11 protein-coding genes are annotated in these 11,751 nt (G+C 70.4%); 5 read left to right on the top strand and 6 right to left on the bottom strand.

Annotated features, from left to right (window positions below; genetic code table 11):
* Positions 1–63 precede the first annotated feature (63 nt).
* The 3 genes from allB (at position 64) to OG472_RS34105 (ending at position 3,176) form a co-directional block, all read left to right on the top strand.
* Positions 64–1,398 (top strand): allantoinase AllB, encoded by a 1,335-nt coding sequence (gene allB, locus OG472_RS34095; RefSeq protein ID WP_401606380.1) that lies wholly within the window; start codon positions 64–66, stop codon positions 1,396–1,398.
* 2 nt (positions 1,399–1,400) lie between these two features.
* Positions 1,401–2,513: an allantoicase gene (gene alc, locus OG472_RS34100; RefSeq protein WP_383571787.1), complete on the top strand. Its 1,113-nt coding sequence runs from the start codon at positions 1,401–1,403 to the stop codon at positions 2,511–2,513.
* A gap of 186 nt (positions 2,514–2,699) precedes the next feature.
* Positions 2,700–3,176, top strand: a complete 477-nt coding sequence (locus OG472_RS34105) for a pyridoxamine 5'-phosphate oxidase family protein (protein ID WP_401604617.1) — start codon at positions 2,700–2,702, stop codon at positions 3,174–3,176.
* A gap of 13 nt (positions 3,177–3,189) precedes the next feature.
* Here the strand turns inward: OG472_RS34105 and OG472_RS34110 are convergent, their stop codons facing one another.
* The 4 genes from OG472_RS34110 to OG472_RS34125 all read right to left on the bottom strand — a co-directional run bounded on the left by OG472_RS34110 (position 3,190) and on the right by OG472_RS34125 (position 8,395).
* Positions 3,190–3,879, bottom strand: a complete 690-nt coding sequence (locus OG472_RS34110) for a hypothetical protein (RefSeq protein WP_401604619.1) — start codon at positions 3,877–3,879, stop codon at positions 3,190–3,192.
* Entirely contained in the window at positions 3,876–4,307 is a 432-nt protein-coding gene (locus tag OG472_RS34115; RefSeq protein WP_405832726.1) for a hypothetical protein, read from the bottom strand. The genes OG472_RS34110 and OG472_RS34115 overlap by 4 nt, the downstream gene beginning before the upstream one ends.
* Before the next feature lie 178 nt (positions 4,308–4,485).
* Positions 4,486–6,813, bottom strand: coding sequence for a glycoside hydrolase domain-containing protein (locus tag OG472_RS34120; RefSeq protein ID WP_401604625.1), 2,328 nt, complete (start codon positions 6,811–6,813; stop codon positions 4,486–4,488).
* Between the two features lie 850 nt (positions 6,814–7,663).
* Entirely contained in the window at positions 7,664–8,395 is a 732-nt protein-coding gene (locus OG472_RS34125; RefSeq protein ID WP_405832728.1) for an SDR family NAD(P)-dependent oxidoreductase, read from the bottom strand.
* Between the two features lie 183 nt (positions 8,396–8,578).
* Here OG472_RS34125 and OG472_RS34130 point away from each other — a divergent pair, with 183 nt between their 5' ends.
* A complete protein-coding gene (locus OG472_RS34130; protein WP_401604630.1) occupies positions 8,579–9,193 on the top strand; it encodes a dihydrofolate reductase family protein in 615 nt (204 codons plus the stop codon).
* Between the two features lie 10 nt (positions 9,194–9,203).
* On the opposite strand, the gene OG472_RS34135 is transcribed toward OG472_RS34130, so the two are convergent.
* Positions 9,204–9,575 (bottom strand): hypothetical protein, encoded by a 372-nt coding sequence (locus tag OG472_RS34135; RefSeq protein ID WP_401604633.1) that lies wholly within the window; start codon positions 9,573–9,575, stop codon positions 9,204–9,206.
* Between the two features lie 115 nt (positions 9,576–9,690).
* On the opposite strand from OG472_RS34135, the gene OG472_RS34140 reads away from it, so the two are divergent.
* On the top strand, positions 9,691–10,629 hold the full coding sequence (locus tag OG472_RS34140) for a DMT family transporter (protein WP_405832730.1): 939 nt from the start codon (positions 9,691–9,693) through the stop codon (positions 10,627–10,629).
* A gap of 79 nt (positions 10,630–10,708) precedes the next feature.
* Here the strand turns inward: OG472_RS34140 and OG472_RS34145 are convergent, their stop codons facing one another.
* Positions 10,709–11,722 carry a Gfo/Idh/MocA family oxidoreductase gene (locus OG472_RS34145; RefSeq protein WP_405832732.1) on the bottom strand — a complete coding sequence of 338 codons (1,014 nt, stop codon included), beginning with the start codon at positions 11,720–11,722 and terminating at the stop codon, positions 10,709–10,711.
* Positions 11,723–11,751 lie beyond the last annotated feature (29 nt).

Genomic DNA, 11,751 nt, shown 5'->3' on the forward strand with positions numbered 1-11,751 from the left:
CTCCGTCAACAGAACGTTGAATTTCGCTCTGTGGAAGTAGATGGGGAGGTTCCGGTGGCCGACGTGGCTGTGGAACTGGTACTGCGCTCGACGCGCGTCATCACCCCCGAGGGGACGCGCGCCGCTTCGGTGGCCGTCGCCGGCGGGAAGATCACGGCCGTGCTGGCGTACGAGGCGGAGGTACCGGCCGGAGCCCGGCTGGAGGACTTCGGCGACGACGTCCTGCTCCCCGGCCTGGTCGACACCCACGTCCACGTGAACGACCCGGGCCGCACCGAGTGGGAAGGCTTCTGGACGGCCACCCGCGCCGCGGCGGCCGGCGGCATCACCACGATCCTCGACATGCCGCTGAACTCCCTGCCGCCCACCACCACGACCGACAACCTGCGCGTCAAGCAGGAGGTCGCCCGCGCCAAGGCGCACGTGGACGTCGGCTTCTGGGGCGGCGCCCTGCCCGACAACGTCAAGGACTTGGCGCCGCTGCACGACGCCGGCGTCTACGGCTTCAAGTGCTTCCTGTCGCCCTCCGGCGTGGACGAGTTCCCCGAGCTCGACCAGGAGCAGCTGGCCACCTCCCTCGCCGAGATCACCGGCTTCGGCGGCCTGCTGATCGTGCACGCCGAGGACCCGCACCACCTCGACGCCGCCCCGGTCGTGCCCGGCCCCAAGTACGCCGACTTCCTCGCGTCCCGTCCGCGCGACGCCGAGAACACCGCGATCGGCAACCTGATCGCCCAGGCGAAGCGGCTGAACGCACGCGTCCACGTACTGCACCTGTCGTCCTCCGACGCGCTGCCGCTGATCGCCGCCGCCAAGGCCGAGGGCGTCAAGATCACCGTTGAGTCCTGCCCGCACTACCTCACCCTCACGGCCGAGGAAGTGCCGGACGGCGCCAGCGAGTTCAAGTGCTGCCCGCCCATCCGCGAGGCCGCCAACCAGGACCTCCTGTGGGACGCGCTCGCGGACGGCACCATCGACTGCATCGTCTCCGACCACTCGCCCTCCACCGCGGACCTGAAGACCAGCGACTTCTCCACCGCGTGGGGCGGCATCTCCTCCCTCCAGCTCGGTCTGCCCGCCATCTGGACCGAGGCGCGCCGCCGCGGCCGGACCCTGGAGGACGTCGTGCGCTGGATGTCCGCGGCCCCGGCCGCGCTGGCCGGCCTGGCGCAGAAGGGCGCGATCGAGGCCGGCCGCGACGCCGACTTCGCCGTGCTCGCCCCCGAAGAAACGTTCACTGTGGATCCGGCCGAGCTCCACCACCGCAACCAGGTCACGGCGTACGCGGGCAAGACCCTGCACGGCGTCGTGAAGTCCACCTGGCTGCGCGGTACGCAGATCGCCGACCACGGCACCCCGACCGAGCCCACGGGCCTCCTCCTCGAAAGGCAGAACTGACAGTGGCGATTCCTTCCTTCACCGGCAACGCGAACCCGTACGGAGGCGGCGACCCGTACGCGGACTACCGCACCGCGGACTTCCCGTTCACCCAGTACGCGAACCTCGCCGCCCGTGAGCTGGGCGCCGGCGTCATCGCTGCCAACGACGAGTTCTTCGCCCAGCGCGAGAACCTCCTCATCGCCGAGGCCGCGCACTTCGACCCCGAGCACTTCGGCCACAAGGGCAAGATCATGGACGGCTGGGAGACCCGCCGCCGCCGCGGTGTCTCCGCCACCCAGCCCTGGCCGACCGCCGAGGACCACGACTGGGCGCTCGTCCGCCTGGGCGCCCCCGGCGTCATCCGCGGCATCGTCGTCGACACCGCCCACTTCCGCGGCAACATGCCGCAGGCCGTATCCATCGAGGGCACCTCGGTCGACGGCGCGCCGACCCCCGAGGAGCTCCTCGGCGACGACGTGAAGTGGACCACCCTGGTCCCGCGCACCGCGGTCGGCGGCCACGCGGCCAACGGCTTCGAGGTGAGCGCCGAGCAGCGCTTCACGCACCTGCGCGTCAACCAGCACCCGGACGGCGGCATCGCCCGCCTGCGCGTCTACGGCGAGGTCCTGCCCGACCCGAAGTGGCTCGCCGCGCTCGGCTCCTTCGACGTGGTGGCCCTGGAGAACGGCGGCTCCGTCCAGGACGCCTCCAACCGCTTCTACTCCCCGCCGACCAACACCATCAACCCGGGCCGCTCCCGAAAGATGGACGACGGCTGGGAGACCGCGCGCCGCCGTGACAACGGCAACGACTGGATCCGCTACCAGCTCGTCACCGAGTCCGAGATCCGCGCCGTCGAGATCGACACCGCGTACCTCAAGGGCAACTCGGCCGGCTGGGCCTCCCTCTCCATCAAGACGGGCGAGGAGGGCGAGTGGACGGAGTTCCTGCCGCGCACCCGCCTGCAGCCCGACACCAACCACCGCTTCGTGCTGGACGCCCCGGCGGTCGGCACGCACGTCCGGATCGACATCTTCCCGGACGGCGGCTTCTCCCGCCTGCGCCTTTACGGCTCCCTGACGGAGACCGGCGAGGCCGCGCTGACCGCCCGCCACCAGGAGCTGGGCGGCTGACGCCACCCGTTCGACCGCCCCGGGAGCCGACACTCCCGGGGCCACGCCCGGCCCGATGGGGCGCACCGCGTCGCGGTGCGCCCCATCGGCATGCGCCCTGCCGTACGAACTCCCTTGCGGGTGAGGCACAGTGGGGCGCGGCGGCTCCGCCCGGGGGCCGGCCGGTACGGACAGGAGCAGGCCCGTATGACGGAGCAGACCATCCCGAGCGTCCCCGCGCCGCCGCGCACGCACGAGGAGCGCCTCAAGGACACCCTGGCCCGCTTCGAGCACGACGTGGACGTGTGGGTGGCCACCGCCGACGCGGACGGCGTCCCCTGCATGGTCCCGCTCTCCTTCCTCCGGGACGGCGAGACCTTCCTCGTCTCGACCCAGCGCACCAACCCCACCGCCCGCAACCTGATCGCGAACGGCCGCGTCCGCCTGGCCTTCGGCGTCACCCGGGACGTGGTCCTGGTGGAGGGCACCGCGGAGACGGTGGAGGCGAGCGACCTCGCGCCGGCGGTACGGGAGGCCTTCGCGGCCCGCACGGGCTTCGACCCGAGCGGTTTCGCGACGCCCTACCCGTACTTCCGGATCACGCCGGTGTGGATCCAGGCGTGGCGCGAGGTCAACGAGATGGCGGGCCGTCAGCTGATGACGGACGGCCGCTGGCTCCCCTGACGCCGCAGCGGACTCAGGACTTCTGGCTCTTCGCCAGTTCCTTCGACGCCTTCACGCGCTTGGGGTCCTCGACGTTCTGGGTCCCGGCGCCCTTGCTCGGAGTGAGCTGCCATGTCCTGAGCGTCTCTGCGACCCGCTTGAGCTGCTGAGACTCCGGCGGCACGTCGATGAAGAACATGGATTCCATGGACGGCTTCGTGTCGCCGCCCCACTTCACCACGCCTCCGAGTTCCGCGAGGATGTCCCGGATCGCCGTGACCTGGTACGGGAAGAAGTTCCCCGTGACTCCCAGCGGGTAGGTTTCCGGATACAGCGCCAGTGCGGTTCCCGACAGGTGGTTGGACTCGAAGTCCGCCCTGACCTTGCGATCGGCGCGGTATCCGACGATCTCGCCGCGACCGCTCTCCAGCCGGGCGACGTCGTAGTGGAAACGCTGTGCCAGATAGGCCAGGACCGTTGCGGTGTCCCCTTGGCGCAGGACGACGGTCAGGCCGGTTCCCTGGATGTCGCAGGTGCCGGTGAACGGGGCGCGGGCGTTCGGGATGCTCCAGCCGTTCGCCGAGGTCGATCTGCGCCACGTGCCGTCCGCGGCGACGGCGGTGCCGGGAGCCAGCAGTGCGCCTCCGGCGGATACCAGTGCGGCTCCGGCGGCGACGCCGGTGAACTGCTTGAGTACGGTGCGACGTGAGAATTCGATGCTCATGGGGTCCCCCCGGGAATGTGTCGTGCCCGCCGGTACAGGAACACGGCGGCGCAGGTCAGGACGACGGCAAGACCAGCGGGCACGTAGACGAACAGGTTGATCGACGTGGAGACGTGCTCCACCGTCGAGCCGTCGGAATAGATGCAGGCGTTGCGAAGGGGCCAGTAATCCTGCTTCAGGCTCGCCAACTCGGCGCCGGGGCCGTTCCTGTCCTCGCACAGCTCCGGGAACGGCCCCCCGAGGGTGACGGAGAACCAGCCGTAGCAGTACACGGCCACAGCCGAGGAACCGAAGAGCAGGGCGAGAACCGCAGAGATCCCGGGCAGTGAACGGGGCGGGTTCCTCAGCATGAGAACGACCACCACGATGCACGCCGGCACCGCCACCACACTGACGAGCAGGAGCAGCCCGATCAAAGGTGCCGACATTGCGTCCCCTCCTCCTGATCCGATGTCGCGGGCACGCGGCACCGCTTGGTTCTTCCCGTGTCCCGCGCCAGGCGATTCCCCATGGCCGGGCAAGATACCCGGCATGCCGCTTTCGGCGGGTACGGGCGTCCGGGTCTGCTGTCACAGCCCGTCGGCCGGGACACCGGCTTCAGCCGGGTCACTGCTGCTTGATGAGACGGTCCAGCACTTCGGCGAATCCCCGGTAGAACTCGTCCATCACGGAGTCGGACTCGAGCCACGGCTTCTTGTGGATCGGGCAGTTCCGCTGGATCAGCAGTGCACGCGTAGCGGACAGCAGAGTGTCGCTGATGTCGTCCTCAAGGAACGCCTTCGCCGTCTTCTTCGCGCCTTCGGTGGAGTCGCCGAACCTGGCCCTCTTGAAGTCGCTGAAACGCGTCTTGTGACCCCCGCCGACCAGAATCCTCCTGAGTTCGGTGACGACGTTCGTGCCGCCGGCCTTCAGCTTCATCGCGACCGTGAACCCGTCGATGTCCTCGATCAGGTCGCTGAGCGAGAACGTGGACGCGACGTCGGGCCTGGCCAGTGTCCTGCGGCAGAAGTCCAGCGGGGACGCGTTGTCCGAGCGACTCCATTCGCCGTAGAACGTGAGCAGGTCCCCGCCCCAGCTGGCGAGTTCGGCGCGGTTCGCCTTGCCGACTCCGGCGTTCCCCTTGAGGAAATAGCCTGCGGCACTCGCAATCAGGTGGTCCGGGCTGATGGTGACACCCATCGACGGGTCGAGGTACTCGTGATCCCTCGCTCGGCCCAGTCCCCGGTTGTTGCAGAATTCTATGAACGCGTTGTCCACATCGCCGAACAGCGATCCCCAGCGGGAGTCCGTGTACTTGTCCCAGCGCATGAACTGCAGGCACAGTTCGTTCGCGTTGCTCGCTTTGTACGCGACGGCGGCATCGTGGACCCTCTGGACGTAGGCGAGGAAGTCGTTGACCGTCGAACTTCCCGACTTGTTCACCGAGTTCTGCCCGAAGTCCGAGCCGGGGCGGTGCGCCACCCGGTCCAGCGCGAAGGTGTCCGAACCCGCGGAGAAGTTGAACTCCTTGATCTGGTTGAACGCCCAGTTCTGCGGGAGGGGGAATCCGAGGTTGCCGGAGAACCCATAGGACATGCCGGAGACGTAGGCGTACGGCACGAAGGCGCCTCCTGCCACGCTGGAGCACACGTTCCGCGAACCGTAGACGCCGGTGATGTACTTGCTGCCATTGCCCTTCAGGGCGTCGTTCACGCCGATGAAGTAGTCGACGATCTTGTCCATCTCCGCCTGCGTGGCGTCGTAGTCGACCGCGAAGTAGATCACCGTACTGCGGTTGAAGCCATAGCCTTCGGCCCGTTCGTGCGCCCTGCGCCCGTGCGCGTATCCGTTGGAGTACGTGAAGTCCGCGAGCTTCCGCGCGTCGTACTGCCAGATCGGGATGACGCTCAGACCGGCGGAGAAGATCGCTTCCAGCTCTCCGGGCTGTATCTCCTTGTTCAGGGTGCTGTTGGCCGGCTCGTCGAGGTAGCGGCCCACGGCGCGGTAGCCGGCGTCGTAGAGCGCCTTCGCCCGCGAGGGGGTGATCGTGAAGCGGGTGTCACAGCAGTTGACCGGCCGGTCGGGGTTGCCGTAGGCGACCAGCAGCTGCGCCCAGGTGTCGAAGTCGGACTTGCCCGTCTCGCTGATCGCGGAGAAGCTCTGGAACTTCTCCACCCAGCTCCTGAGCTTCGGTCCGAACTCGTAGCTGAAACTGGCGATGTCACCACTCGTGTTCGAGGGGCCGTTCGCCACGCAGGCGGCCGAGAACAGTTGTACCCATACCCCGGAGTCGCCTTCGCCGAGCGTGTGGGCCCGCAGGCCCGCTTCCGTGCCGGGCCCGAAGATGCCGTTGGCCGAGCCCTCGGGAATTCCCGACTCGTACTGGATCGCCTTCATCAGGGCCTGCTGGACATCACGGGAGAAGAACCCGTCGCACGGGCCTATGAAGAAGGTCGACTTCTGCCAGTAGCGGGAGTTGAGCCACCGCTGCATGAGGCGGATCTGCTCCAGTCCGCCGGACAGGAAGACGTAGGCGTCCATGGTGAGCAAGGCCTTGAAGACCTTGGGCGGCAGGGCGTTGCCGACGTCCGTGGCATGGAGACCCATGTCTTCCATCATCGTCTTGAAGCCGGACAGAGTGGGGTTCGACATCTCCCCGTCGATGGCGCCGGCGCTGTAACCCTTGCAGTACAGGCCACACTGGATGATCTTGACTATGTTCTTGTTCGGCTCACCGACTTTGATGGGCCCCCTGGCTGCCAGCGTCGACAGTGTGGTGGGACCGAACGCGTTCGAGAGTGTCGTGATCCCGAGTTCGTACTGCAACGCCCGGGTCAGGGAGTACATGGTGTTCCAGCCGGTCTTCCCGTCCTCCGTCACGGGGTTGTAGCCGGCGACACTCTTGTACGTCGCGTTGACCCATTTCTGGGCCTGAAGAACCATTTGGTCAGCCATGGCGGAAATCCGCTCCTTCGACTTTTCGATGCGCGTGGGGAAGTGGCGAGCGCGAACCGGTCGCGATGGACGACAGGTCCCGGTATCCCGACTCCGGCTGAGAGGTGCAGCGGTCCGCCACCAGCGACCAGCCGAAGAGCATCCCTTGTTCCGTCGAGCCCCCGCCACGACGTTCTTCCGGAAAGTGGTCCCGCTGGGAAGTGGCGGGGCACTCTCACGTATTGCTGGTGCGGCCCCTGTGGGCCAAGTGGTCCCGGGACGTGGGCCGGTCACCGTGATGGAGACCCGGCGGACCCGGTGGCGATGCGAGGCAGCGCCCGGATGTGAGGGGCTGCCGCGGTCGGCGTGTGACGAAGCGTAATGACATGGCCGGACGCATGTTCGAGCATTAATCCGGGCCGAGGCGGCGTCGGCCCGGCCGGGCACAATCGTCAAGTCAGCAGTCTGCAGGGTGCATTGACGGATCATCAATTTCTGCTGGTCGCGGCGCCTTTCGGCTGTGTGGCCGAATGTGCGGCAAGAGTTGGCCGAATCCATTCCACGTGCAAACCCTGCCGATGTCGGCCTCCGGGGCGCCCGCCGCCTCGCGGTCGGCCGTGCCGGCCGACCGTGAGGCCTGCGCGCGGGCTCCACGGCGCCGTGTGCGGCCGGCTCCGCCCCGGACCGGCCGGCCGCCCCGGCCGTCACCTCGGGAACCGGCGCGCACTCGCCCGCCGCCGTGGCCGCCGCGAGCGCATGGGCGATTCCGGCCAAGCCGTCGCCGGTCTGCTTTCGCACCGGCAGACCGCGGACCTCTGCCTGGAACGAGCGAGGCGATGCCCCGCCCGGCCGGCCCCCGGCGTCGACTTCGTCAGGCGGCGTGCCCGCCGTCGACGGCGAACTCCGCCCCGGTGACGTACGCCGCCCCGGGCCCGGCCAGGAAGGCCACCATGGCGGCCACCTCACCCGCCGTGCCGAAGCGCCCGAGGGCGGTCATCGCCGCCTGCGGCCCCGCGTAGGGCCCGTCCGCCGGGTTCATGCCCGTGTCCACCGGCCCCGGGTGGACGATGTTCGCGGTGATCCCGCGCCCGCCCAGCTCCCGGGCGAGGGCCTTCGTCAGCCCGGACAGCGCCGACTTGCTCATCGCGTAGAGCGTCCCGCCGGGCCCGGGGACCCGCTGGGTGATGCAGCTGCCGATGGTGATGATCCGCCCGCCCGGCCCCAGTTCGGCGGCCGCGGCCTGGGCGGTGGTGAACACCCCGCGGACGTTGACCGTGAGCACCCGCTCCACGTCGGCCGCGGTCAGGCCCTCCAGCGGCCCGAGGACGCCCACGCCCGCGTTGTTGACGAGCACGTCGAGCCGCCCGAACTCCCGCACGGCCCGCCCCACCGCGTCGGCGCCGGCCCCCGGATCCCCGGCGTCGGCCCGCACCGCCAGCGCCCGCCGCCCGAGCGCCTCGACCTTCCCGGCCACCCCGGCCGCGGCCTCCCCGCTGCTCGCATAGGTGAACGCGACGTCCGCGCCCTCCTCGGCCAGCCGCAAGACCGTCGCGGCCCCGATCCCCCTGCTGCCACCGGTCACCAGTGCCACCTTGCCGTCCATGACGTTCCTCCCTCGATTGCCCACCAGTTGGTTGCGGGTTCAATCAAATCCCCGGAGGGTCGATGGCGCTGGCAGGAATCCGACCACGCGTTCGTGCGGGGGCGTGCGTGGCGTCGCGCCGAGAATTCGGGGGTCCGGGAGTCTGCACTCCTGTAGGGACGACCGAGCTAGGAGCGCAGAGCCATGGGAAAGCTGACCCTGACCACCTTCGTGACCCTCGACGGCGTGATGCAGGCACCCGGGGGACCGGAGGAGGATCGCAGCGGAGGGTTCGAGTACGGCGGGTGGCTGGCGCAGTTCGCCGACGAGGGCATGCTGGAGTTCGTCAAGGAGGTCTTCGGGCGGACCGGGGCGTTCCTGCTCGGGCGGCGGACGTACGAGATCTTCGCCGGGTACTGGCCGCACCACGACGATCCGGCCGACCCCATCGCGGGCAACCTGAACCGGCTGCCGAAGTACGTGGCCTCCACCACGCTCAAGGAGCCGGCCTGGGGCCCGGCCACGGTGCTCGACGGGGAGAACCTGCAGAGCGAGATCGTCCGGGTCAAGGACGTACTGGAGGGGGAGCTGCAGGTGCACGGCAGCGGGCAGCTCGCACAGTGGCTGCTGGCCCGGGACCTCGTGGACGAGCTGAACCTGCTGGTCTTCCCCGTGTTCCTGGGCGCGGGCCGGAAGCTGTTCCCGACCGGTGGGCTGCCGACCGCCTTCGAGGTGACGCAGTCCCGTACGACGGCGGCCGGAACCGCCATCCACACCTACCGGCCGACGGGGCGGGCCACCTTCGGCACGGTCGGCTGAGCCGGGCCGCCTACCGCGGGTCCAGGGCGAGCTGGACCACGCGGCCCTCGCGCAGGACCAGCAGGTCCGGGGCCTCGTGCTCGTAGTGGCGGATGCGGCCGACCGGGCCCGGCGGGCGGATGTGGGGGGCCACGAGCAGCAGGAAGTCCTCCAGGTCGGGGAGCTGTTCCGCGTGGATCTCCTGGCGGGCCGTCAGCGCCCATCCGCCGTGTTCGGTCGGGGTGAATTCCCCGACGAGCACGCCCCGGACGCGCCACGCGGGGCCGCGGGCGCAGAGGAGGCCGGTGTCCGGTGCCAGCTGGCGCCGGACTTCGGCGAGTACGGCGTCCGGCGTGCTGTCGAGCAGGTCGAACGCCAGGTCCAGGGCGTAGAGATCAGCCATGCACCCGATGCTACGGGCCCTGCGCGGACGGTCCGGAAACGGGTCGCCCGGCATGATCGGCTCCGGTAGCGTGCCCCCTGCACCCGTGCGAGCCGCCGAAGCCTCCACTTCTCCCGTGACGTTGGAGACCTCCGTGACCGTGATCTCGCCGGCCCTCGAAGCCGCCCCCCGCCGGGCCTGGCTCGCCGACCTGCCGGTCCTGGCCGTCGCCGTCGTCTGGGGCGGCAGCTACCTCGCCGCCAAGGGCATCACCACCTCGCACACCGTCATCGCCGTGCTCGTGCTGCGGTTCGCCCTGGTCCTGCCCGTCCTGGTCGTCGCCGGGTGGTCGCGGCTGCGCGCGCTCGGCGCCGCCCGGCTGCGCTCCGCCGGGCTGCTGGGACTCGTGCTCGGCGGGATCTTCCTCCTGGAGACCTACGGGGTCGTCCACACCTCGGCCACGAACGCAGGGCTGATCATCAGCCTGACCATGATCTTCACCCCGCTGGCCGAGGCCGCGGTGCGGCGGCGGGCGCCCTCCACCGGATTCCTCGGGGCCGCGGCCGTCTCCGTGGCCGGTGTCGTGCTGCTCACCCAGGGGGCCGGATTCACCGCGCCCGGCCTCGGCGACCTGCTCATCCTCGGCGCCGCCCTCGCCCGGACCCTGCACGTCCTGCTCATGGCCCGGATCGAGGCCGTCCAGGACGCCGACGCGCTGTCCCTGACCACCGTGCAGCTCGGCGGGGCCGTACTCGTCTTCGCGCTGCTGGCCGCCGTGCCCGGGACCGGGGCGAGCCCCTGGGCCGCCGCCGCCGGTTTCGGGGCCGCGGAGTGGGCCGGGCTGGCCTTCCTCTCCGTCTTCTGCACCCTCTTCGCCTTCTTCGTACAGATGTGGGCCGTGCGCCGCACCTCGCCCTCCCGGGTCAGCCTGCTGCTCGGCACCGAGCCCCTGTGGGCGGCCGTCGCCGGCATCGCCATCGGCGGCGAGGACCTCGGCCCCCTCGGCTACGCGGGCGCCGCCCTGGTGCTCGCCGGCACCGCATGGGGCCGCCGCGCCGTCGCCCCGGCCGCCTGATCCCCGTTCGGGCATGTGTCCGGAAAACGACGCAGCCACGGGTGATCGCCCGCCATAGGGTGACCCAATGCCCGTGCGCTTACAGAACCGGCAGGTCCGGGAGTTCCTCCAGGCGGACCCGGCGCCGTTCCCGGCGCGAGAGTTCGCAGGCCTCCGCGATCCGGAACGCCGCCAGTGCCTCCCGGCCGTCGCACGGGTTGGCCCCCTCGCCCCGCACCAGCTGGACGAAGGCCGCCAGCTCGGCCTCGTACGCCGGGGCGAAACGTTCCAGGAAGCCGGTCCACGGCTTGCTCGCCGGGGGCGGGCCGTGCGGTTCGGTGGAGGCGATCGGAGTCCGGTCGTCCAGCCCCACCGAAACCTGGTCCAGCTCCCCGGCCAGCTCCATCCGCACGTCGTACCCGGCGCCGTTGCACCGCGTGCCGGTGGCCGTGACCAGGGTTCCGTCGTCCAGCGTCAGCACGGCCGCCGCCGTGTCGATGTCGCCCGTCTCCCGGAACACGGCGGGCCCCGCGTCCGACCCGGCCGCGTACACCTCGACCACCTCGTGTCCGGTCACCCAGCGGACCATGTCGAAGTCGTGCACCATGCAGTCCCGGTAGAGCCCGCCGGAGGTCGCCAGGTACGCGGCCGCCGGCGGCGCCGGATCGGCCGTCATCGTCCGGACGGTGTGCAGCCGCCCCAGGGCGCCCGAACGGACCAGCTCGCGGGCCGTGCCGTAGCCCGCGTCGAAGCGGCGCATGAAGCCCACCTGGAGCAGCCCGCCCGCGGCCGCGACCTCCCGCAGCGCCGCCAGGGTCCGGTTCAGATCCGGGGCCAGCGGTTTCTCGCAGAACACCGGCAGCCCGCCGCGCACCGCCCGTACGACGAGGTCCGCGTGCGCCTCCGTCGCGGACGCGACCACCACGGCGTCCACGCCCCAGGTGAAGACCTGCTCCACCGAGGGCGCGGCAGTGGCCCCGAGCCGGTCGGCGAGGCGCGCCGCCCGCACGGGATCGGCGTCCGCGAGCAGGAGCGAACCCGCCTCCGGGTGGCGGGCCAGTGCCGCCGCATGGAAGGACCCGATCCGGCCCGTTCCGATCAAGCCGATGCGCATGCACTCAACCTGACCCTGTCGGCGGAACC

Origin of the sequence: Streptomyces sp. NBC_00207, assembly GCF_045160965.1 — a bacterium.
In the GTDB taxonomy this organism is placed as follows: Bacteria; Actinomycetota; Actinomycetes; order Streptomycetales; family Streptomycetaceae; genus Streptomyces.